At 72.7% G+C, this 21,965-nt stretch carries 17 protein-coding genes; 3 read left to right on the plus strand and 14 right to left on the minus strand.

Going from position 1 to position 21,965, the window contains the following annotated elements; all coding sequences use genetic code 11:
* Window positions 1–19 precede the first annotated feature (19 nt).
* Together KUV85_RS11925 and KUV85_RS11930 are read right to left on the minus strand one after the other, a co-directional pair.
* Complete coding sequence (locus KUV85_RS11925) at window positions 20–595, minus strand: DUF4333 domain-containing protein (RefSeq protein ID WP_219960113.1); 576 nt, start codon at window positions 593–595, stop codon at window positions 20–22.
* A gap of 5 nt (window positions 596–600) precedes the next feature.
* Window positions 601–1,545, minus strand: coding sequence for a 1,4-dihydroxy-2-naphthoyl-CoA synthase (locus KUV85_RS11930; protein ID WP_219960114.1), 945 nt, complete (start codon window positions 1,543–1,545; stop codon window positions 601–603).
* Window positions 1,546–1,603: 58 nt separating this feature from the next.
* Here KUV85_RS11930 and KUV85_RS11935 point away from each other — a divergent pair, with 58 nt between their 5' ends.
* Complete coding sequence (locus tag KUV85_RS11935; RefSeq protein ID WP_219960115.1) at window positions 1,604–2,047, plus strand: nitroreductase family deazaflavin-dependent oxidoreductase; 444 nt, start codon at window positions 1,604–1,606, stop codon at window positions 2,045–2,047.
* Window positions 2,048–2,071: 24 nt separating this feature from the next.
* Here the strand turns inward: KUV85_RS11935 and KUV85_RS11940 are convergent, their stop codons facing one another.
* The 6 genes from KUV85_RS11940 to KUV85_RS11965 all read right to left on the minus strand — a co-directional run bounded on the left by KUV85_RS11940 (window position 2,072) and on the right by KUV85_RS11965 (window position 12,455).
* On the minus strand, window positions 2,072–2,680 hold the full coding sequence (locus KUV85_RS11940; protein ID WP_219960116.1) for a hypothetical protein: 609 nt from the start codon (window positions 2,678–2,680) through the stop codon (window positions 2,072–2,074).
* A 62-nt stretch (window positions 2,681–2,742) separates the two neighbouring features.
* Window positions 2,743–4,515, minus strand: coding sequence for an exodeoxyribonuclease V subunit alpha (recD, locus tag KUV85_RS11945; RefSeq protein ID WP_219960117.1), 1,773 nt, complete (start codon window positions 4,513–4,515; stop codon window positions 2,743–2,745).
* Entirely contained in the window at window positions 4,515–7,883 is a 3,369-nt protein-coding gene (locus tag KUV85_RS11950; RefSeq protein ID WP_237690285.1) for a UvrD-helicase domain-containing protein, read from the minus strand. The genes recD and KUV85_RS11950 overlap by 1 nt, the downstream gene beginning before the upstream one ends.
* A gap of 5 nt (window positions 7,884–7,888) precedes the next feature.
* Complete coding sequence (recC, locus tag KUV85_RS11955) at window positions 7,889–11,257, minus strand: exodeoxyribonuclease V subunit gamma (protein WP_219960119.1); 3,369 nt, start codon at window positions 11,255–11,257, stop codon at window positions 7,889–7,891.
* 102 nt (window positions 11,258–11,359) lie between these two features.
* The gene (locus tag KUV85_RS11960; protein WP_219960120.1) at window positions 11,360–11,917 is read right to left on the minus strand and encodes a PGPGW domain-containing protein; all 558 of its coding nucleotides are present in this window, start codon (window positions 11,915–11,917) and stop codon (window positions 11,360–11,362) included.
* Window positions 11,918–11,954: 37 nt separating this feature from the next.
* A complete protein-coding gene (locus KUV85_RS11965) occupies window positions 11,955–12,455 on the minus strand; it encodes a nuclear transport factor 2 family protein (RefSeq protein WP_219960121.1) in 501 nt (166 codons plus the stop codon).
* Between the two features lie 104 nt (window positions 12,456–12,559).
* On the opposite strand from KUV85_RS11965, the gene KUV85_RS11970 reads away from it, so the two are divergent.
* Together KUV85_RS11970 and KUV85_RS11975 are read left to right on the plus strand one after the other, a co-directional pair.
* Window positions 12,560–13,447, plus strand: coding sequence for a sulfite exporter TauE/SafE family protein (locus KUV85_RS11970; protein WP_219960122.1), 888 nt, complete (start codon window positions 12,560–12,562; stop codon window positions 13,445–13,447).
* A gap of 36 nt (window positions 13,448–13,483) precedes the next feature.
* On the plus strand, window positions 13,484–15,052 hold the full coding sequence (locus KUV85_RS11975) for an adenylate/guanylate cyclase domain-containing protein (protein ID WP_219960123.1): 1,569 nt from the start codon (window positions 13,484–13,486) through the stop codon (window positions 15,050–15,052).
* Window positions 15,053–15,193: 141 nt separating this feature from the next.
* Here the strand turns inward: KUV85_RS11975 and KUV85_RS11980 are convergent, their stop codons facing one another.
* The 6 genes from KUV85_RS11980 to KUV85_RS12005 all read right to left on the minus strand — a co-directional run bounded on the left by KUV85_RS11980 (window position 15,194) and on the right by KUV85_RS12005 (window position 21,900).
* Window positions 15,194–16,336 carry a zinc-binding dehydrogenase gene (locus KUV85_RS11980; protein ID WP_219960124.1) on the minus strand — a complete coding sequence of 381 codons (1,143 nt, stop codon included), beginning with the start codon at window positions 16,334–16,336 and terminating at the stop codon, window positions 15,194–15,196.
* Between the two features lie 76 nt (window positions 16,337–16,412).
* Window positions 16,413–18,242, minus strand: coding sequence for a phosphoenolpyruvate carboxykinase (GTP) (locus KUV85_RS11985; protein WP_219960125.1), 1,830 nt, complete (start codon window positions 18,240–18,242; stop codon window positions 16,413–16,415).
* Between the two features lie 250 nt (window positions 18,243–18,492).
* Entirely contained in the window at window positions 18,493–19,341 is an 849-nt protein-coding gene (locus KUV85_RS11990; protein WP_219960126.1) for an ABC transporter ATP-binding protein, read from the minus strand.
* 2 nt (window positions 19,342–19,343) lie between these two features.
* Window positions 19,344–20,117: an ABC transporter permease gene (locus KUV85_RS11995; protein ID WP_219960127.1), complete on the minus strand. Its 774-nt coding sequence runs from the start codon at window positions 20,115–20,117 to the stop codon at window positions 19,344–19,346.
* Window positions 20,114–20,887 (minus strand): ABC transporter permease, encoded by a 774-nt coding sequence (locus KUV85_RS12000; RefSeq protein ID WP_219960128.1) that lies wholly within the window; start codon window positions 20,885–20,887, stop codon window positions 20,114–20,116. Before KUV85_RS12000 ends, KUV85_RS11995 begins: the two co-directional genes overlap by 4 nt.
* Window positions 20,888–20,922: 35 nt before the next feature.
* Window positions 20,923–21,900: an ABC transporter substrate-binding protein gene (locus KUV85_RS12005; protein ID WP_219960129.1), complete on the minus strand. Its 978-nt coding sequence runs from the start codon at window positions 21,898–21,900 to the stop codon at window positions 20,923–20,925.
* Window positions 21,901–21,965 lie beyond the last annotated feature (65 nt).

Consider the following 21,965-nt stretch of genomic DNA (forward strand, 5'->3'; position numbering starts at 1 on the left):
ATCGGTCGGTCCCTCGGAGTCAGCGGGCCTCGAAGTCGAAGTCGACCCGCAGGCCGTCGATCGACCGAACCGTCAGGGCCACCTCGCGGATGCCACCGGTGGCAGTGCAGGTCATCTCCGCACCCACCTCGCCCGGCAGCGACGAGGGACAGGTGACCGTGTCGACGTCCCCGCCGCGCTCGCGGATCCGACCGGGCAGCGCCTCCTCCAGGTCGGCGGCGTGAACGAAGTACTGCTCCTCCCACTGCACCGTGTCGCCGTCGACGGCGATCGTCTCGACCAGCGCACCGGTGCGCCCACCGTCGCGCTCGATGGTGCAGACCTGTCGTGCCCCCACCACGCCGGCCAGGTCGCCCTCACACGTCACGTCGAAGGAGCCGAGTGGCGCGTCGACGGGCAGCGCGTCGGTGAGCTGGTCCACCAGGTCCGCCCGTGCGAGGGAGGTCGGCGCACCCGCGGTGGCGGCACCGGTCGTGCTCCACCCCTCCGGCACCGACGGCTCGGCAGCGGGGGCGTCGTCACTGCAGCCCGTCACGGCACTCAGCAACAGCAGCGCGGCCAGCGAACGGAGCACGAGGGAGAGCAACCTGCGCACCGACCTCAGTAGTACCAGGGGAAGGGCGACCAGTCGGGGTCGCGCTTCTCCAGGAACTGGTCGCGCCCCTCCTGTGCCTCGTCGGTCATGTAGGCCAGCCGCGTCGTCTCTCCGGCGAAGAGCTGCTGGCCCACCAGGCCGTCGTCGATGGCGTTGAAGGAGTACTTGAGCATCCGCTGCGCGGTCGGGCTCTTGCCGTTGATCCGGCGGCCCCACTCCAGGGCGGTGGCCTCGAGCTCGGCGTGCGGGACCGCACGGTTGACCGTGCCCATGCGCATGCCGTCCTCGGCGTCGTACTCCTCGGCGAGGAAGAAGATCTCGCGGGCGAACTTCTGGCCCACCTGGCGGGCGAGGTACGCCGACCCGAAGCCGCCGTCGAAGCTGCCCACGTCGGCGTCGGTCTGCTTGAAGCGGGCGTGCTCGGTCGAGGCGAGGGTGAGGTCGCAGACCACGTGGAGGCTGTGGCCGCCGCCGGCCGCCCAGCCGGGCACGACGCAGATGACGACCTTGGGCATGAAGCGGATCAGGCGCTGCACCTCCAGGATGTGCAGCCGTCCCAGGCGGGCCTTGTCGATCGGGCTCGGCTCCTCGCCGCCGGTGTCACTACCGCCGGCGTCACCGGACTCGTACTGGTAGCCGGCCTTGCCGCGGATCCGCTGGTCACCGCCGGTGCAGAAGGACCACTTGCCGTGCTTGGCGCTCGGACCGTTGCCGGTGAGGATCACGCAGCCGACGTCACCGGTGGTGCGCGCGTGCTCGAGCGTGCGGAGCAACTCGTCGACGGTGTGGGGCCGGAAGGCGTTGAGCACGTCGGGCCGGTCGAACCCGATGCGCACCGTCCCGTGTGCCCGGGCCCGGTGGTAGGTGAGGTCGGTGAGGTCCTCGAACCCCGGCACCTCGTCCCACTGCTCGGGGTCGAAGGTGTCCGACACGCCTGCGATCGCACTCATGGTCGCCGAGGCTAACGCCTCGAGGAACAACCGGACGCGGCTGCCCGTTGTGCTGGGCATGACACTCACCGGAGAGTACGAGCCCAGCCAGTGGGAGTGGGTCCGCAACCAGGTGGCCGAGTACGAGGCCTCCGACGGCGCCCGCGCCAACACCCTCGGCGAGAGTGACGACCCGATCGTGGTCATCACCTCCGTCGGCGCCTCCAGCGACAAGCTCCGCAAGAACCCGGTGATGCGGGTGGAGAAGGACGGCAAGTACGTCGCCGTCGCCTCCAAGGGCGGCGCCCCGGAGCACCCGAGCTGGTACCACAACTTCGTCGCCCACCCCGAGGTCGACCTGCAGGACGGCGCTGACAAGCGCACCTACCGTGCCCGTCTCGTCACCGGCGAGGAGCGCGCGGAGTGGTGGGACCACGCCGTCGCCACCTGGCCGACGTACGCGGAGTACCAGGAGAAGACCGACCGCGAGATCCCGGTCTTCCTGCTCGAGCCGATCGAGTAGCGCCCTTCCGGACGCCTCTGCGGGCTACTGCTGGGAGATCGTCACCGCGAGCCCGCAGAGGTGACCCATCCGGGCCACCTCGGAGTCGACGAACTCCGGCCCGCCACGGCGCCCGACGACGGCGATCTCGTTGCCGTCGATCCGCGACGCCGCATAGAGGGTGACGTCGTCCTCGGCGATCTCCAGCCGGGACGCCCCCTCCATCTCGACGAACTCGAAGTCGTCCGGGGCCGCGGGCGTGCGGTAGGTGACGCCCTTGGCGCGGTGGATCCGCATCGCCCAGTCGGTGCGGAAGGTGATCGGCAGCAGGTCGATGAGCTTGTCCATCGCCGCGCGGGGGTCGCCGGTGAGCTCCTCGACGGCCTCCAGGTCGAGCACCACGTTGCCGCCCGTGGCGTAGCGGCTGATGAACAGGACCCGTACGCCGTCGAGCTGGTTGCAGGCCGAGACGATCGAGTCGGGCATCGTGCCGTCCTCGACCTCGAGCAGGACGTCGTCGACAGCGGTGCCGTCGCCGGTCTTCTCGACGATCTCGATCGCCTCGATGTCACCGCCCGCGACACCGATCGCGGTGGCCACGCGACCCAGCGAACCGGGTACGTCGGGGAGCTCCACCCGCATCAAGTAAGGCATGCCTCGGAGCGTAGTCGCCGTTGGTTGCGCCGAGATTGCCGGATCGCCGAACGAAACGAGAGTCACCGCTCCGTGCCCAGCCGACGCTTGAGCCCGGTCGCCCGCCCGGCCGTCGTGGTCACGGCCGCACGCACGGCCGCCTCGGAGCCGACCACCCGCAACGAGGTCCGCGCGCGGGTCACGGCGGTGTAGAACAGCTCCCGAGTCAACAGTGGTGAGTCCTCCGGCGGCAGCAGCACGGTCACCGCGTCGGCCTGCGATCCCTGCGACTTGTGCACCGTCATCGCGTGCAGCGTCTCGATGTCGCTGAGCCGCGACGGCGCGAACGAACGGGTCTCACCGCTGGCAATGACCGCCCGCAACTGCTCGCCCTCGGCGACCACCACGCCCGAGTCGCCGTTGAACAGCCCGAGGCCGTAGTCGTTGGCGGTCACCAGGACCGGCCGACCGACGTACCACTCCTGGCCCCAGCCGGCGCCGATCGCGGCGCCGGTCTCCTCGCCGAGCCACCGCTCGACCTGGCGGTTCCAGTGCTGCACCCCCCACGGCCCCTCCCGGTGGGCGCACAGCAGCCGGTGCCGCTCGACGGCGTCCAGCGCGTCGTCGCGCTCGCCGCGGGCCGCGACCTCCCGGACCGCGACCGCGTGGTCGACGAGCGTGGCGCGGACGTGCTCCATCGCCGCGGCGTCGTCGGGGTCCACCAGCGAGACCCCGTCGGCACCGGCACGGAGCAGGTCGAGCACCCGGTCGGCGTCGCGGTCGCGCAGCGCCTCGGCGACCTGCCCGATGGTGCTGCCGTAGCGGTGCGTCGTCGCCAGCGCGGCCACCGCCGCCGGCGCCCGCGTGGCCAACCCGCCGACGAGGTCGGAGAGCACGGCGCCGGCCTCGACCGAGGCCAGCTGGTCGGGGTCGCCCACCAGGATGAGCCGGGTCGAGGGTCGCACCGCCTCGAGCAGCCGCGCCATCATCGTCAGCGACACCATCGAGGTCTCGTCGACCACGATCACGTCGTGGGGCAGCCGGTTGCCGCGGTGGTGCTTGAAGCGCGTGCGCGAACCCGGCCGCCAGCCGAGCAGGCGGTGCAGCGTCGAGGCGCTCAGCCCGCGCAGGCGCGCACGGTCGGCCTCCTCGAAGCCGACCCCCTGCTGCGCCGACTCCACCGTCTCCTGCAGCCGCGCGGCCGCCTTGCCGGTCGGCGCGGTCAACGCGATGCGGAGCGGTGACCGGGCATCCGCCGCCAGCAGCGCGAGCAGGCCCGCCACCGTGGTGGTCTTGCCCGTGCCGGGGCCGCCGGTGAGCAGCGTGGTGGACTGTGTCACCGCGGTCAGCGCGGCCGCGCGCTGCTCGTCGTAGCCGGGGCCCGGGAAGAGTCGCTCGGCGTCCGTCGTGACCCCGTCGCGGTCGGCCACGGTCGGAACGGGATGGTCCAGGCGCGTGAGCAGGTCGGCATGGACCTGGGTCTCCTCGCGCCAGTAGCGGTCGAGGTAGAGCAGGCCGTCCTCGACCTGCACCACCGACCGGGCGGCGTACGGGCTCGCGGCGACGCGGTCGAGCCAGCCGTCCGCCTCGGGCCAGGGCAGGTCGGCGTCGGCCTCGTCGGCGACGAGCGCGGCGAGGTCGACGCACACCGAGCCGTGCCGCACCGCACGCACGGCCAGCGCAACCGCGAGGCGTACGTCGTCACCCGCCTCCCCCACGAGCTCGGCCAGCCGCCCCGCGACGTGGACGTCCGCGGCGGTGAGCACGCCCGCGGCGTTGAAGGCGGCCAGCACGCCGGTCGCCTCCCGCGCGAGCCGGGCGTCGGCGGGGTCCTCGGACTCCCAGCGCTCCAGCATCAGGCACCACCTCCGGCGAGCAGGTCCGACAGTGCGACCACGAACTCGGCGGGCGGGTGCCAGCTGAAGACGCCGGCCGGGTGGCCGTCGGTCTCGGGGGTGTCGGGCCCGCACATGCCGCGCACGTAGAGGTAGAGCACGCCGCCCAGGTGCGTGGCCGGGTCGTAGCCGGGCAGCCGCCACCGCAGGTAGCGGTGGAGGACGACGGAGTAGAGCATCGCCTGCAGCGGGTAGTGCGAGTGCAGCATCGCCTCGGCGAGCCGGTCCGGCGCGTAGTCGGCGGCCGTCGCCGGCGCGTCGTCCTCGGCGCTCTCGAGCCGGTTGGTCTTGTAGTCCACCACCACGAAGCGCCCCGACGGCAGCCGCAGCACGACGTCGACCGACCCCGAGAGGTAGCCCCGCAGCGGCTGGTCGCCCAGCACCGGTTGCTCGAGGCGGTCGGCGTACGCCGCGATCGGGTCGCCGTCGGGCAGGTGGCGGCGCAGCAGCGGGGCCAGGTCGCGCAGCCGTGGCTCCGCCCGACGTGCGGCGTCACGGTCGCCGAGGTCGCCGCCGGCCAGCGGGAACTCGAAGTCGAGCTCGCACAGCCGGTCGCGCAGCGGGATCCCGGCCAGCGTGAGTCCCCCGGTCAGCGGGCCCAGCGAGGTGTGGTGCAGCGGCACCAAGGCGTCGGCGAGGTCGCCGGGGGCCGCGTCGACCGACCACCAGCGCAACTGCTCGTGGACGTGGGTGAGCAGCTCGGCGCGCAGGTCCTCGGCGTCGGGGTCGGCGTGCTCGAGCACCGCGTGGACCAGCGACCCGAACGTCGCCCCGGCGGGCAGGTCGGCCATCGGCGAGACGGGCACCTCGTCGGACCCGGGGGACGGGACCACCGCCTGCGGCGGCTCGTCGACGACCTCCTCGTCGTCGCGGCCCGTGGTCTCCGGCTCACTGGCCACCATGGCCCCGTCGGGCGCGGTCAGGTCGACCGGGCCGGGCGCAGCCTCCTCGACCCGGATGAGGCCGGAGTAGGAGGTGCGGCGCCACCCGTGGTCGATGTCGCGGGTGAACTCCCGCACCGTGACGTCGCGACGCGACTCCTCCGCGGCCAGCGGCGCCGGCGCCGCGACCCGGGCGACCTCGGCAGCCGGACCGCCCAGCTGCTCGATGAGGCCGAGGATCTCACCCACCCGGTCGTCGTCGACGAGGTCCTGCTCGTCGGGGACCTCCGCGGTGCCGGGCTGGCGACCGAAGAGGACCCGGTGCAGCGGACCGGTGCTGGTGATCGCGGTCGGCGCCCACCACGTGACGACCTGGGACTGGGCGCGGGTCAGGGCGACGTAGAGGTCGCGCAACTCCTCGCCGAGGTCCTCGGAGCGGTGGCGCGCCACGCTGGCCCGCCAACCGCGGCCGGATCCGCTGACGTCGAGGGTGCGGCCGTGCTCGCCGTGGAACAGCGCGGCGTCGGGCTCGCGGACGTTGTACTGGTAGGCGAAGGGCACGTAGCAGATCGGGTACTCCAGCCCCTTGCTGCCGTGGATCGTCACGATCTGCACCGCGGCCGCGTCCGAGTCCAGGCGTCGCGGCCGCTCGCCCCGGTGGGCGGTGCGGGTGCGTTCGTCGTGGAACCAGTCCAGCAGCGCCGTGAGGCCGAGGTCGCCGCGCACCGCGACGTCGTGGAGCAGGTGGCCGAGATGGCGGGCGTCGGTGAGGAAGCGCTCGCCGTCGACCTCGCCCAGGGCGCGCGCGCCGAGACCGCGCTCCTCGGCGGCCTCGACCAGCGCGGCGACGCCTCGCCCGCGCAGCAGCACCGCCCAGCCGCGCAGCACGTCCGCGACGCGCGCGGTGACATCCTCCCCCTCCGCGTCGAGCTGCTCGGCGGTGAGGCCGAAGAAGTGGGTCAGCGCCGCGGCCCGCACCAGTCCGGACCGGTGGGGTGCGGCGAGCGCCGTCAGCAGGGCGTGCCACTCGTCCGCGGCCGGCGTGGCGAAGAGGTCGCCGCCGGGCAGCACCGCATTGACGCCGAGGCGAGCCAATGCACGCTGCACCAGGTGGCCGTGGGCGCGCTCGGCGACGATCACCGCGATGTCGCCCGCACGCACCTCCCGGCCGTCCCAGGTCGCCCCCGAGCCGAGCAGCCCGGCGATGTCGGCCGCACAGTCGTCGGCGATGAAGCTGCGCGCGTCACCGGCGAAGATCTCGCCGTAGCGACTCAACCGGAACCCGTCGCGGCGTACCTGTCGGACCCGGAAGGGGGCGGGGTACGGCGCCCCGGCCAGCCGGGTGCCCGCGTGGCGGGCGGCGACGTCGCGCACCACGATCTCGGTGTGGCCCAGCCCAGCGCCGCGCAGCACCACCTGCAGCCGGTCGAGCAGGTCGGCGTCGGTGCGCCAGTTGGTGCCGAGCGTGGCGTGGGTCGTCGTGGTGGCGGCGGCCCGGAGGTAGGTCTCGACGTCGCCGCCGCGGAAGGCGTAGATCGCCTGCTTGGGGTCGCCGATGAGCACCATCGCGGCGTGCCCGGTGAAGGCCCGGTCCAGCACCTGCCACTGCACCGGGTCGGTGTCCTGGAACTCGTCGACCAGCACGATCCGCCACCGCGCCCGCATCCGGGCGCGGGCCGGCCCGTCCGCCTGCTCGAGCGCGGTCGCGAGCCGGCTGAGCAGGTCGTTGAAGGAGAGGACGCCGCGGCGTCGCTTGCGTCGTTCGACCTCGGTGCGGACGGCGCGCGCGAAGCCGACGCGGGCCTCGGCGGCGGTGTTGCCCTCGTCGGGCTCGGCGAGGTCCGCCTGCGCGTCGTCGACCACCTTGCGGGCGAGGGCGAGGGCGGCCGCCCGGTCGAACGGCGGGGTGCCCCGGTGGTCGCCGTAGGTCTGCAGGTAGAGGTCGTCGACCACCTCGACCACCAGGTCGTCCAGCGACTCCACCAGGTCGGCGGTCGTGTCGGAGTCACCGGCCACCCCGAGCGAGCGCAGCACCAGCTGGCAGAACTGGTGGATGGTCGCGATGGTCGCGCCGTCGAAGGAGGCGAGCGCGTCACGGAGCCGACGACGGCGCCGCGCGCGCTCGGCCTCGTCGGCGTCGAGCAGGTGGGTGAGCAGGGTGTTGTCGGGGTCGGCCGTGGCCGGGTCGGCCAGCGCCCGCTCGGCACCCACCATCGCCGATCGCACCCGTTCGCGCATCTCCTGGGTGGCGGCGCGACCGAAGGTGATGACGAGCATCTCCTCCAGGCGCGCGTGGCCCTCGGCGACGTACCGGGTGACCAGGGCGCCGAGGGTGAAGGTCTTGCCGGTGCCGGCGCTGGCCTCGAGCAGCGTGGTGCCCTCGGGCAGCGGGCCCGCGAGGTCGAAGGGCTGCGGTGTCGGCGTGGACGTCGTCACGGGGTCCTCCATGCCGGTCACCAGCTCCCCTGCTCGCTGGTCAGCAACGGGCCCCACAACCGGAGCGCGAGGGCGCCGAAGCGGGTCTCCTCCGCGGGCTGCTCCTCCCCCGGCTCCGGCGCCCGGTCGGCGCCGGGCAGGTCGGCGCGCGGACCCCACACGCGGACGTGCTCGTCCTGGGACTGCTCGCCGGGGAACCGACCGTCACTCCACTCGAACCGCGTCACGTCGGAGAGCGCCTGCGGCGCATCGACGCGCGTACGCCGCTTGCGGGCGTAGGCGAGCGAGGTCTTCAGCGGTAGCGGCAACGGCTCGCGCAGCCCGCGGTCGCGCAGCTCGACCAGGTCGCGCAGCAGGTCGCGCGCGGTGTGGTCCAGCGGCCCCAGCAGGGAGGTGGTCACCGGGGACTCCGCACGGCCCCCGGCACGACCGACGGTGCACGCGGTCCAGGCGCGGTCCTCGTCGCCGGCCGCGAGGGCGAGCAGCTGGATCCACGACTGGAGCCGGTGGCCGGCGTTGAGACGGCCGAAGTGGACCGGCACCAGCCGGTCGCCGAAGACCTCCGGCACCGTGCCGCGCAGCATCCGGCCGCCGCCGAGGTCCACCTCGACGTCGACGGCCGTCGCCTGCCGGGTGCGCAGCCGCAGCCCCTCCGCCGCGATCGGGCGCGCCTGCCCGAGCACCTCGCCGAGGATGCGCCACCCCAGCTGACGCGGGGGGAGTACGCCGCGCCGCCACTCCTGCTGCTTGGCCTGCTCGGGGTCGAGCCCACCCAGCAGGTCACGCACGACCCGGTCGCCGACGGCCCACTTGACCAGCGCGTCGACCTCGACGGGCAGCGCGTCGTCGAGGCGCTCCTCCTCACGCGGGAGGGTGAGGTCGAGCCGGTCGCGCAGGAAGCCGCGCACCGGGGAGCGGAAGAACGCGAGGAGGTCCTCCAGTGCGACGTCCTCGGGCGGTGCCGGCGGCAGCGGCCCGGCGAGCAGCCGCGGCGGCTGCACCCGGGGCCCGGCGGCGGCGCGGGCGCCGCGCAGGGCGGCGCGGTCGAAGCTGAACGCCTCCCCGGGCACGAGCGCGCCGGGCAGCAGGTTGCGGCGGTCGAAGGGCTGCAGCGGGTGGCGGGCGGTGACGGCGCGGGAGACCGTGCCCTCGGGGTGGTGGGCGGTCGCGTCGAGGGCGTCGAGCAGCTCCCCCAGCGGCGGGGCCGGCGGCCGCTCCTGACCGCTGTACTCGTTGGCGCCGGTGTAGGTGATGACCAGGTGGTCGGTCGCCGCGGCGATCGCGTCGAGCAGGAGCTGGCGGTCCTCGTTGCGGACGTCGCGCTCGCCGGTGACGGGGTCGCGGGCGAGCACGTCGTCGCCGTCGGTGATGCCGACCCGGGGGAAAACGCCGTCGTCGAGGCCGAGCAGCGCGACGACACGGTGGGGCACCGACCGCATCGGGGTCATGGTGCACACCGTCATCGCGCCGGTGCGGAAGTTGGCGCGCGTGGGCCGCCCCTGGAGCCGGTCGCCCAGCATCGCCCGGACGTCGGGCAGCCGCAGCTCGGTCGCCTCGGCTCCCTCGGTGGCGCGCTCCCGGGTGCCGCGCGCCAGCTCGCGCTGGACCTGGGCCAGCTGCCAGTGGTCGCGTGGCGGCACCGACGCCAGCGCGACGATGCCCTCGTGGAGGTGGTGGACCCAGTGCTCACGGGGGTGGGCACCGGTGAGCAGGTCGGTCACCTCGCGGAGCCGGTGGACGAACTCGGTGAGGCGGCCCACCAGCTCCACCTCCCCCGACCCGACGTCGTCCAGCGGCAGCGTGCGGTCGAGCCAGGTGCCGGTGTCGGCCGACATGGCGGCTCCGGCGAGCATCCGGTCCAGCCCGAACTGCCACGTGTTGGCGACGTAGGCCTCGAGGCCGTACTCCGCGCGGTGGGCGGCGTCGAAGCCCCACCGGACCCCGGCCTCGGCGGCCCACGTGGTGAGCAGCTGCAGGTCGTCGTCGCGGAAGCCGAAGCGGCGGCGTACCGGGTCGGCGTGGGCGAGGTCGAGCACGTCGCCGACCCCGGCCCGTCCGCCGGCGAGGTCGAGCAGGCGCAGGGCGATGGCGAGCAACGGGTTGGTGCGGTCCAGGGCGCGGTCGGCGAGCTTGAGTCGCAGCTGGTGGGCGGGGTGGCCGTCGTCGCCGACGACCTCGCCGAGCCCGAACCCGGCCGCGAGCAGCGGCGCGTAGGTCTCGATGTCGGGGCACATGACGACCACGTCGCGCGGCTCCAGGGTGGGGTCGTCCTCGAACAGGCCGAGCAGCGACTCGCGCAGCACCTCGACCTGGCGCGCCGGACCGTGGCAGGCGTGGACCTGCACCGACCGGTCACGCTCGCGGTCCAACGGCCGCGCGGTCGCGTCGCCGACGGCGTTGGCCCGCAGGTCCGCCTGCAGCCAACCGAGCAGCGTCTCGACCGGCTCGACCACCGGTGGTCGAGCCCGTCCGGACTCATCGGGGGCATCCGCCCCGACCGTCCCGAGGGTGCGCTGGAGCTCGCGGACGTCCCGCCCCAGCGAGGCCAACAACGGGTGCCCGACGGCCTCGTGGCTGCGGTCCTCCGCACGGGGGACCGCCGTGTCGACACCGGCGAGCGCGGACCAGAGCGCGGGCGAGGGATGCGGCAGCCACAGGTGCACCTCGCGCTGCGTGGCGAGGGCGTCGAGCAGCTCGATCTCGGTGCGGGGCAGCCGGGTGTGGCCGAACAGCGAGATCCGCTCGGGCAGGTCGACCGCGGCGGCGCCCTCCCGCAATCGACGCACGGCCTCGGCGTGGCGCTGCACGGGGTCCGGCTCCCCCACCGCCGCGACCAGGCGGCGCCACAGCTCGGGCTGCCAGGCGAGGTCCGCGGGCAGGTCGCGGTCGAGGCCGTCGGTGTCGCGCCCCGCGGACCAGTCGGCGAGCAGCCGGGGCCGCTGGACGGCGTACGACGCCAGGAGGCGGGCGAGGCGCTGTGCGGTGGCGAACCGGCGACCGCGTCGCAGCTCGGCCTCCTCGCCGCTGTGGTGGTGGCCGAGGTGGGTGGCGAGCGTCGCCGCCCACGGCTCGTCGAGGCTGGCGTCGATGACCGCCAGCAGCGGCCAGGTCAGGGCCTCGGGGTCCCACGGGTCGTCCTCGCCGATGCCGAGCAGCTCGCGCGCCAGCCAGCGCGGCGACCGGAAGTCGACCCCGGCGCAGATCCCGTCACGGCCGTCGGGGTCCAGGCGGTGCGAGAGTCGCTGCGAGAGCCACCGCTCGACCCCCTTGGCCGGCACCACGACCACCTCGCTCGCGAACGGATCCGCCAGCGGCTCGGCCAACACCGCACCCAGCCCGTCGGCGAGGTGGTCGGTCCGCGTCGCGCGGTGCAGGTGGAGTCCCATGGCGGGCCCGACCCTATCCGTCGGGGTCGACAGATCGCGGGGAGCGATCCCCGGCCGACCGGGGATCACCCACCTTGTCCGGCACTGCAGTGCCAGACAAGGTCAGCGAGTGCCCGACAACCCTCCACCCTCGGCGTCGGCGTCGGCGTCGGCGTCCTCATCCTCGTGCCAGGGCAGGTCGTCGTCGGCGTCGTCGATGTCGCCCTCGAGCGCGGCGACCGCGGCGGGGTTGTCGTGGAAGCGGCGGTAGGAGTAGACGATCAGCAGGCCGGCGATGATCCCGGACACGATCTGGGTGACGCCGGTCCAGGCGCCACCGGGCAGCCACCACGCGTCACTCACCGGCCACCAGCCGGGGGCGGCCGGACCCACGACCCAGAGCACGCCGAACCCGATCAGGGCGACCGCGAGCGTGCTGGACATCAGGATCCGTGGCCACGTCTCGACGCCCTCAGCCGCTCCGCGCAGGGCACGCAGCCGCACCGGGTCGACCCAGCGCGCGGCCCAGTCGTACTGCTGGGACAGCACGGCGAGACCACCGAACATCAGCAGCAGCCCCGGCCCCGGCAGGAACAGGGCCGCGATCCCGACCACCAGCATCACCCAGCCGACGACCTCGAGGACGAGTCGTTTGGCGGCGCCACCGCCGGGGACGTTCATGGGGCGAGCCTGTCAGACGTTGCCAACACGCGGGCGGCTAGCGGTCGAACTTCTCGAGGAACGCGCGTACGTCGTCCGCTTCCGCGTCCGGGTGCCCGTGCGCGACCGCGAGGCGGGCCCACCGCACCGCCAGGGCGTGGAACCGCAAGGGGTTGTAGACGTCCTCCTCGCGGGAGAACAGGCCGTCGCCGGCGTAGGTCATGATCGTGATGTTGGGCTCCTCCAGCAGGGTGCCGTCGCCGGGGTCCGGCATCGGGTTGCGCACCTCGCACACGAGCCGTCCCTCGTCGGGGTCGACCACTTGCCACGACACCGGGAACCCGGTCATCACCCTGCCCGGGTAGCTGCCCATCGTCCGGACCGCCCACGCGCGGATCTCCTCGCGGCCGACGAAGGTGCCCATGGCGTGCTCGACGTAGGTGGCGTCGGGCGTGAACAGGTCGGCGTACCCGTGCCAGTCGCGGGACGCGACGAATCCGGCGACACGGTCGTGGAAGGCGGCGTAGGCGTCGGTGATCTCGGCGGCGCTGAAGGACACGCCGTCGATCCCATCAGGTTGCGCAGCGCAGCACCACCGTCTAATCTCTAGCAACTCACTAGAGTTTGTAATGTCAATTGGGTTTGCACAGAAAGGGGCGTCCGGTGCGCCAACTCCTCGTCCTCGGCTTCGTCGGGCTCCTCGCCCAACTCATCGACGGCTCGCTCGGCATGGCGTACGGCGTCACGTCCTCCACGCTGCTGCTGGCGGTCGGCGTCGCCCCGGCCGCGTCCTCCGCGGCGGTGCACCTCTCCGAGATCGGCACCTCGCTGGTCTCGGGCTTCTCCCACCACAAGTTGGGCAACGTCGACTGGCGCACCGTCGGGATCCTCGCGGGCCCCGGCTTCGTGGGCGCCTTCGCGGGCGCGACGTTCCTGGTCAGCCTCGACGCCGCGACCGCGAAGCCCTGGGTCGCGGGCATCCTGCTCGCGCTCGGCTGCTACGTCATCTGGCGCTTCCTGGTCCTCGGCGGCCGCCGTCCCACGTTCGCCGCACGCCCCTCGGCTCGCTTCCTGGTGCCGATCGGCCTCGCCGGCGGCACGCTGGACGCGATCGGGGGCGGCGGCTGGGGCCCGGTCGGCACCACCACACTGCTCTCCTCGGGTCGTCTCGAGCCCCGCAAGGTGGTCGGGTCGATCGACACCTCCGAGTTCGTGGTCGCGGTCGGCGGCTCGCTCGGCTTCCTGCTCGCCCTGGCCCACACCGAGATCCCGTGGGGGTACGCCGGCGCCCTGCTCGCCGGCGGCGTGGTCGCCGCGCCGATCGCGGCGTGGCTGGTCCGCCGGCTCCCGGCCCGCGTCCTGGGCGTGGCCGCCGGTGGCCTCATCGTGCTCACCAACACCGTGACGATCGCCCAGGCCTCGGGCGCCGCCGGCACGACGGTGCTCGCGCTGGCGTCGGTGATCGCGGCGCTGTGGCTCTCCGGCATCGGCTGGGCGGTGCAGCAGGAGCGCTCGGTGCGCGACGGCGTACTCGCCGCTGCGCGGAACTGACCGTCGCGGCCGCGGCGGGCCACTACGCTCCCGACCATGGCCCGCCGCTCCGAGACCCGACGCCGCCGCGCGCCGTTCGGGGCCCGGATCCTGGGATCGGCCGACCAGTCGCTGCGGCGGCTGCGGGTGCGCGTGCAGCTGCTGCTGACCGTCTTCCTGATCACCACCAACCTGGCCGGCGCGGTCGTGGTGTTCGTGATCTCGCAATTCGTGGTGCCGACCCCGGCGCCGAGCCGGGAGACGTGGATCGCCTGGTCGATCGCCGTGCCGACCTACCTCGGCGTGGCGATCGTGGTCGGCGTCGTGTGGGGCACCACCCAGTCGCTGCACGCCCTGCAGTGGGCGACCGATCCCGCGCGCGGGGCACCGACGTTGCGGGAGCGGCGCCGCGCGTTGAAGGTGCCGCTCCAGCTGACGGCGATGCAGCTGGCGCTGTGGCTGCTCGCGACCGTGGTGTTCACGCTGCTGGCGGTGATCATCCAGCCGTCCCGGGCAGTCGCCACCGGCCTCACGGTCGGCATCGCCGCCGTCGTCGTCTGCTGCATCTCCTTCCTGCTGACCGAGTTCACGCTCCGCCCGGTGGCCGCGCGTGCGATGGCGGACGCCCCGGCGACGGTGCGGGTGCGCGGCGTCGGGGTCGGCGGACGCATGGTGATCTTCTGGATGCTGGGCACCGCGGCCCCGCTGGCCGGGCTGATGGTGACCGGGCTCATCGCGCTCGTCGACGACGAGACCAGCCTGACCGAGCTGGCCGTGGTGACGATCGTCGTGTGCGGCGTGGTGCTGCTGATCGGCCTCTTCGTGACCGCGCTCAACGCTCGTGCGGTGGTCGCTCCGGTGCTCTCGGTGCGTGATGCGATGGCCGAGGTGCGCCGTGGCCAGTTCGACGCCGACATCGTGGTGTACGACGGCACCGAACTGGGGCTGCTCCAGTCCGGCTTCAACCACATGGTCCAGGGGCTGCGCGAGCGCGAGCAGATCCGCGACCTCTTCGGACGCCACGTGGGCGACGAGGTCGCCTCCGCCGCACTCGACGAGACCGGCGGGGTCGCGCTCGGCGGCTCGGTGCAGACGGTGTCGGTGCTCTTCGTCGACCTGATCGGCTCCACGACGTACGCCACCGAGCACACGCCGGTCGAGGTGGTCGACGTGCTCAACCGGTTCTTCGGCGTGGTGGTGGACGAGGTCGACCGGCACCACGGGCTGGTCAACAAGTTCGTCGGCGACGCGGTGCTGGCGATCTTCGGCGCCCCGGTCGAGCTGCCCGACCACGCCGGGGCGGCCCTGGCCACGGCCCGGTCAGTCGCGTCGCGACTGACCGAGGAGGTCACCGAGGTCGGTGCGGGGATCGGCGTCGCGACCGGCACCGTGGTGGCCGGCAACGTGGGTCACGAGCAGCGTTTCGAGTACACCGTGATCGGCGACAGCGTGAACTCCGCCGCGCGGCTCACCGAGCTCGCCAAGCAGGTCGACGGCCACCTGCTGGCCACCTGGGACGCCGTCTGCGCCGCCAACGACGCCGAGGCGGCCCACTGGTGCCAGCAGGGCGAGACCGTCCTCCGCGGCCGCTCCGACCCGACACCCCTGGCCGTCCCCCGCCGTTGAGTGCTCACTTCTTGCGCGTCGAGTCGTGAGTTCTTGCGCGTCGAGTCAGCACTTGTTCGCGCCCTCGGCGCAGGAAGTGCCGACTCAACCGTCAACTTCTGCAGACTCGACCGCAACAAGTGAGCACTCAACACTCCTGGGTCAGCGGCGGGGGTCGATGAGGATCTTCGCGTGGCGTTCGGGGTCGGCGAGGTCGGCGAAGGCGTCGGCGACGCCGGCCAGGCCGACGGTGCCGGTGACGAAGGGCGAGACGTCGACCTTGCCCGCGGCGATCCACTGCAGGGTCTGGTGGAACTCGGCCGGGTCGTAGGCGAACGCGAAGCGCAGCTCCAGCTCCTTGTTGATCGCCATCGACGGGCGGAAGGAGTCGGCGTCCATGCAGACCCCGACCACGACCACCCGCGAGAGCAGCGGCGCGTCGGTGACGATCTGCTCGATCATGCCCGGTACGCCGACGCACTCGAACACGACCGGGCCCCGCGGGGTCGCCCCGGCCCGCTCCGCGGCACGGATCGCCTGCCACCAGGGCAGCTTCGGCACGCGTCGCAGCTTCTCCATCGCGGCGAGCCCGGTGTCGGCGAGCGCCGTCGCCTCGGTGAGGTAGCGGCGGCCCAGGTGGTCCCACGGCGGGTCCTCGCGCGGGTCGACCACGACGTCGGCGCCACAGGCCTCGGCGAGACGGCGGCGGCCGGCGGACAGGTCGCTGGCGACCACGCGCTTCACCCCGGTCGCCTTGAGCATCGCGATCACCGCCAGCCCGATCGGGCCGCAGCCGATGACCACCGCGGTGTCACGCCGCCCCGCCGCACCCTTGCGGACCGCGTGCAGGGCGACCGCGAGGGGTTCGGTGAGTGCCGCGTCCTCGGCGCTGACACCGTCCGGCACCGACATCGCCATCGCCTCGGCGACCAGCACCTGCTCGGCGTACCCGCCCGGCGCCTTCTCCGAGAGCCCGGTCAGCTGGATCTCGCCGTCCTGCCGCAGCATCGGCAGTGCCACCACGCGGGTGCCGATCGGCCACGCCTCCCGGCACTTCGGACCGTACGCCGCCACCGTGCCGACGAACTCGTGGCCCATGACCACGGTGTGGGTCGACCGCATGAAGTCGGGGTAGCCGAGTTCGGCGACGTCGTCGGCCGTCGCGTCCGCGTGGACGCGCGCGTGGAGGTCGGAGCCGCAGATGCCGCAGCGCTCGACGTCGAGCAGCACCTGCCCGGGGCCCGGGTCGAGGTCGGCGACCTCGGTGACCTGCAACTGGCCCTGGTGACACGTGACCGCCCGCATGGGCCGACCCTAGAACAACGCAACCGGCCCCGTGGTCAGGTCCACGGGGCCGGTCCGGAGCGAGTGCGAGGAGTGACTACTCCGCGGCGTCGATGGCCTCGGACACCCGGCGGTGGGCGTCCCAGATCGCGTCGGGCAGGTTGTGGAAGTGGTTGAGGTGCTCCTCGCGGAAGCCCATCTCCTGCTTCCAGCGGGTGATGTCGATGGTGAGGATCCGGTCCAGGTCGGCCAGCGCCTGCGGGTCCATGCCGTCCAGGAGCAGCTCGTCCTTGGCCGGGATGACGCCGACGGGGGTGTCGACGCCCTTCACCTCGCCGTTCTTGTACTGCATCATCCACACCAGCGCACGCAGGTTCTCCCGGAAGCCCGGCCACAGGAAGTGCCCGTCCTCGGGGTCCTTCTGGAACCAGTTGACGTGGGCGAACTGCGGCTTCTCCGTCGCCGCGCCGACCACCTTCAGCCAGTGCTCGGCGTACGCGCCCTCGGGGTAGGACATGAACGGGCGCATCGACATCGGGTCGTAGCGCAGCACGCCCTCGAGGCCGTCGGCGGCGAAGGTCGCCTCGGCGCCGAGCGTGAGGCCGTCGTAGACGCCCTCGGCGATGTCGTCGATGGCGCGGATCAGGGGCTCACGGTCGCTGGTGCGGCCACCGAAGATGATCCCGTCGATCGGGACGCCGGCCGGGGCCTCGAAGTCCTCGGCGACGTTGGGCACGTTGTCCAGCGTGGTGGTGAAGCGGCTGTTGGGGTGGGCCCACGGGAGGTCGGCGTCCTCGGGACTCCGGTCCGCGATCGGCTCGCCCTTCCAGTCCAGCCAGCCCTCGTCGGTGGGCTTCTGCTTGGTCTTGCCCTCCCACCAGACCTCCTGGGTCTCCGGGTTGTAGGCGACGTTGGTGAAGATCGAGCCGGTCCCGGGGACGATCGAGTCGATCGCGGTCGGGTTGGTCTTCTCGTTGGTGTCCTTGGCGACACCGAAGACGCCGAACTCGGGGTTCATCCCGTAGAGCTTGCCGTCGTCGCCGACCCACAGCCACGCGATGTCGTCGCCGTAGAACTCGACGTAGTAACGGTCGCCGAGGGCGTCGGGGGCCAGCGTCATCGCGAGGTTGGTCTTGCCCGAGGCGCTCGGGAAGCCACCGCAGATGTGGTACTTCTTGCCGGTCTCCTTGTCCACGATGCCCAGCAGCATGAACTGCTCGACCAGGAAGCCGTTCTTCCAGCCGTCGTAGGAGCCCTGGCGCAGGCCGTGGGCGATCTTGCCCAGCAGCGCGTTGCCGCCGTAGGAGGAGCCGAAGTGCAGGATCGTGCGCTCGTCGGCCACGGTCACGAAGTAGCGCTTGTCGTCCTCGGTGCCCTGGCCGAGGTTCTCCAGGTCTCCGGTGACGTGGACGGCGCGCACGAAGGAGTCACCCAGGTCGTTGACGAACTCCGCACCCACGCGGGCCATGCGGATCATCTGCAGTACGACGTTGCGGTTGTCGGTCAGCTCCACGCCGGCGGCGAACTTCTCCAGCGGGGATCCCTTGGGCGCCATCAGGTAGGGGATGACGTACATGGTCTTGCCGGCCGAGGCTCCCTGCATCAGGCCGGTGAGGAGCGGCTTCATCTCCTCGGCGGGACGCCAGTTGTTGTAGACGCCGCGGTCGGACTCGTCGTTGGTGGCGACGATCGTGCGCTCCTCGGCGCGGGCGGTGTCCTTGTGGTAGGAGCGCGAGTAGTAGCGCCCCTCACCCACGGGGAGCAGCTCCCCGGCCTCGAGGGCCTCGTCGATCAGTCGTGCGTCATCGGCCGCGCTGACCACCTCGACGCGGTCGGCGCCGGTCACCTCAGCCCAGTGTGCGACGTACTCACGAACATGGGTGTTGGTCAACCCGGCGTCATCGAGCGCCTTGGTCACGTCGGCCATGCCTGCCAGCCTTTCGGGATCCGTCAGGGAACGAGGGCACGCTACCTCAGGAAAACCGGGGTACCCACCACGGGTCGTCCGCGCGGACAAGCGCCTCACAGGGGCGTGTCGGGGCATTCACGCGAGGCACCTGTCACTTCCCCGAAACCGCTCCGCCCGGGGAGGGCCGGGAGGCCGCTGACACGCGCGCGCTGACGCCCCCGGAGGGCCGCCGGCCACGCACGTCCCCCCGGGTGGCGGCCGGCGGGGATCACGACGCGTCGGGGCGGACTCCGCGCTTGGCGTCCTGGACCAGCCCGTAGACCTCCGAGCGCAGCTCGCCGAACCGGGTCGAGGACCGGGTCGCGAGCTGGTCGCGCTCGGCCGGCAGGTCGACGTGCACCTCACCGAGCACGACCGTCGGGCTGCCGGAGAGCACGATGACCCGCTCGGCGATGTAGACCGACTCGTCGATGTCGTGGGTGACGAAGAGGACGGTGATGCCCAGCCGCGACCACAGGGACCGGACCAGGTCCTCCAGCTCGGCGCGGGTCTGGGCGTCGACGGCCGCGAACGGCTCGTCCATCATCAGCACCTTCGGCTCGTAGGCGACCGCCCGGGCGATCGCGACGCGCTGCTGCATGCCGCCGGAGAGCTGGTAGGGGTGCGCCGCGGCGAAGTCGGCCAGGCCGACCGCGTCGAGGGACTCCTCGACCAGCGTGCGCCGGCGGTCCTTGGACAGGCCCTTCTCCTTCAGCGGCAGCTCGACGTTCTGCGCGACCGTCAGCCACGGGAAGAGACTGCGGCCGTACTCCTGGAAGACCACCGCCATGTCGGCGGGCGGGCCGTCGACGGTGGTGCCGTCCAACGTGACGGTGCCGTCGGTCGGTGCGAGCAGGCCGCCGATGCAGCGCAGCAGGGTGGTCTTGCCGGCACCGGAAGGGCCGACGATGCAGACGAACCCCCCTCGGTCCACGGAGAAGGTGAGGTCGCGGATGGCCTCCACGTCGCGGCCCTTCCCGCGGTAGGTCTTCTGCAGTCCTTCGACGGCGAGCACCGGGTCGGTGGCGGCCTCGGTCACGGCGGTCTCCTCGATCGCGTCAGGGGCGGGGGTCGGCACGGTCAGCCCTTCCTCTCGGCAGCGCGCAGCGCGTGGTACCAGCCCAGCAGCCAGCCCTCGACCAGCCGGAACACCAGGGCGAGGAGCACCCCGATGACGCCGAGCAGGATGATCCCGCTCCACATCTCCGGGATGGCGAAGCTGCGTTGGAACTGGATGGTGGTGAAGCCCAGGCCGTTGGTGGCGGCGAACATCTCGCTGATCACCATCAGGATCAGGCCGATGGAGAGCGCCTGGCGGCACCCCGCGGCGATCTGCGGGCTGGCACCGCGCAGGATGACCGTCCGCACCCGCGTGGGCAGGGAGAGGCGGTACGCCGCCGCGGCGTCGCGCAGCACGGGGTCGACGGCGCGGACGCCCTCGATGGTGTTGAGCAGGATGGGCCACAGGCACCCGGTGGCGATGACCAGGATCTTCATCTGGTCACCGACGCCGGCGAGCAGGATCAGGATGGGCACCAGCACCGGCGGCGGGATGGCGCGCAGGAACTCCAGCGGCGGCTCGGCGATCGCGCGGAAGGTGCGCGAGGACCCGGCGAGCACGCCGAGCCCGACACCGAGGACCACCGCGACGGCGTACCCGGCGAGCAGTCGGCCCAGGCTCGGCAGCACGTCGGTGGTCAGCCGGCCCTCGAACCAGGTGCCGTGGACCGAGCCGAGGATCTCGCTCAGCGGCGGCCAGTAGAAGCTGGTGCTGTTGGCGGTGGCGAACCACCACGCCAGCACGAGGAGCACCGGCAGCGCGAGGACCTGGGCGGCGCGGCTGAGGGCGGTCATGAGGTGGCCTCCTGTCGTTGGGAGGGGTGCCACCGCAGGACGCGGCGCTCGGTGAACCGGGCGAGCAGGTTGACCAGCACGCCGAGGACGCCGGTGACGATGACGAGGGCGTAGAGGGTGTCGACGGCACCGGCGGTCTGGGCGGCCGCGAGGCGGTTGCCGATGCCGGGACTGCCGATGATGAGCTCGCCGGAGACCTCCAGCACCAGCGCGACCGAGGCGGCGAGCCGGAAGCCGGTGATGACGTAGGGCAGCGCGGTCGGCCACAGCACCGACCGGATGCGCCGCCAGGTGCTGAAGCGGAACGACCGCGCGGTGTCGCGGGTGACCGGGTCGACGTCCTGGGCGCCGTAGAGCACCTGGACCAGCATCTGCCAGAAGCTGGCGTAGACCACCAGCAGCAGGGTCGCCTCCATGCCGGTGCCGTAGAGCAGCACGGCCAGCGGGATGAGCGCGACCGAGGGGATCGGCCGCAGGAACTCGATCGTGGACGCGGTGTAGGTGCGCAACAGCGTGCTGGACCCGATGGCGATGCCGATCAGGACGGCGGCGCCGGCGGCGATCGCCAGGCCCAGGAACCAGCCGCGCAGCGTGGCGAGCAGGTCGGTCCAGAAGCCGGCGGTGCCCAGCTGCTCACCGAGGGCGACCGCCATCTCGCTGAAGGGCGGGAAGAACCGGGCGTCGACCAGGCCGATGCGCGGGACGACCTCGAGGATCGCGAGGAACCCGAGCACGCCCAGGCCACCCAGGACGGCGGGGGATCCCCCCATGGTCCCCCGCCGCCGGGTCGTGAGTACCGCCGAGGTCACGGAAGCATCGCCTCGATGTCGGGCTTCTCCTCCATGGCGCCGTCCTCGACGGCGAGGTCGGCCAGCAGGTCCAGCGAGTCGGTGTTGATCTCGGTGGGCCACGCGGGCAGCGCGACCTGCTCCGCGGTCGCCGCGTCGAGCTCGGTGTAGCTCTGCACGATGCGACGCACCTCGTTGGGGTTCTCCTCGGCGTACTCGAGGGACTCGTTCATGGCGGTCGTGAAGCGCTCCACGAGCTCCGGGTTGGCCTCGGCGGTCGCGCCCGAGGTGAAGTAGCTGGCCACCATCAGCTCGGGGTCGGTCTCGGCGAAGTTGGACATGATCGGCGTCGCACCCTGACCGGTCGCGATGGAGACGAACGGCTCGACCACCCACGCGGCGTCGACCTGGCCCTGCGCGACGGCAGCGGGCATGTCGGGGAAGCCGAGCTCGACGTAGTCGATGGCGGTCGGGTCGCCGCCGTCGTCGCGGACCACCTTGTTGATCGTGGTGCTGCCGATGTTGTTGAGCGTGTTGACCGCGACGCGGGCGCCGGCGAGGTCGGCCGGCTCCTTGATGTCGCTGCCCTTCGGCACCACGACGGCGCCGAAGTCGGAGCCGACCTCACCGTTGGAGCTGTTGCCGGCGGCGACGATCTGCACGTCGAGGCCCTGCTCCTTGGCCAGCAGCAGGGAGGTGTTGTTGGAGAAGCCGAACTGGAACTGTCCGGACTCGACGCCGGGCACGATGGCGGCGCCGCCCTGTCCGGTCTCGAGCTCCAGCTCGATCTCCTGGTCCTCGAAGAAGCCCTGCTCCTGCCCGAGATAGATGGGGGCGACATCGAGGATCGGGATCACGCCCACCGACACCTCGTCCAGGCCGGCCTCGTTCTGCTGGACCTCCCCGCCACCGCCGCCGGCGCCGCACCCGGCCAGCGCGGCGGCAGCGATCACGGCGGCTGCGGACGCCCGCAGCGTCCATCCCCATCGAGTCATGTCGTTCTCTCCTCCCGGCGCGTGGAGCGCCTGGCCCGGGCCCGGCGTACGCCGGTCGTCTGGTC

Source organism: Nocardioides panacisoli, assembly GCF_019448235.1.
Lineage (GTDB): Bacteria > Actinomycetota > Actinomycetes > Propionibacteriales > Nocardioidaceae > Nocardioides > Nocardioides panacisoli_A.

Bases quoted from the DNA above. Each gene is read 5' to 3' on its own strand.
- KUV85_RS11940 (WP_219960116.1), bottom strand. From the start codon at position 2,680: ATGCCTTACTTGATGCGGGTGGAGCTCCCCGACGTACCCGGTTCGCTG.
- KUV85_RS12000 (WP_219960128.1), bottom strand. From the start codon at position 20,887: ATGGGGGGATCCCCCGCCGTCCTGGGTGGCCTGGGCGTGCTCGGGTTC.
- KUV85_RS11950 (WP_237690285.1), bottom strand. From the start codon at position 7,883: ATGGAGGACCCCGTGACGACGTCCACGCCGACACCGCAGCCCTTCGAC.
- KUV85_RS11935 (WP_219960115.1), top strand. From the start codon at position 1,604: ATGACACTCACCGGAGAGTACGAGCCCAGCCAGTGGGAGTGGGTCCGC.
- KUV85_RS12005 (WP_219960129.1), bottom strand. From the start codon at position 21,900: ATGACTCGATGGGGATGGACGCTGCGGGCGTCCGCAGCCGCCGTGATC.
- KUV85_RS11960 (WP_219960120.1), bottom strand. From the start codon at position 11,917: ATGAACGTCCCCGGCGGTGGCGCCGCCAAACGACTCGTCCTCGAGGTC.
- recC (WP_219960119.1), bottom strand. From the start codon at position 11,257: ATGGGACTCCACCTGCACCGCGCGACGCGGACCGACCACCTCGCCGAC.
- KUV85_RS11985 (WP_219960125.1), bottom strand. From the start codon at position 18,242: ATGGCCGACGTGACCAAGGCGCTCGATGACGCCGGGTTGACCAACACC.
- KUV85_RS11930 (WP_219960114.1), bottom strand. From the start codon at position 1,545: ATGAGTGCGATCGCAGGCGTGTCGGACACCTTCGACCCCGAGCAGTGG.
- KUV85_RS11975 (WP_219960123.1), top strand. From the start codon at position 13,484: ATGGCCCGCCGCTCCGAGACCCGACGCCGCCGCGCGCCGTTCGGGGCC.
- KUV85_RS11980 (WP_219960124.1), bottom strand. From the start codon at position 16,336: ATGCGGGCGGTCACGTGTCACCAGGGCCAGTTGCAGGTCACCGAGGTC.
- recD (WP_219960117.1), bottom strand. From the start codon at position 4,515: ATGCTGGAGCGCTGGGAGTCCGAGGACCCCGCCGACGCCCGGCTCGCG.
- KUV85_RS11995 (WP_219960127.1), bottom strand. From the start codon at position 20,117: ATGACCGCCCTCAGCCGCGCCGCCCAGGTCCTCGCGCTGCCGGTGCTC.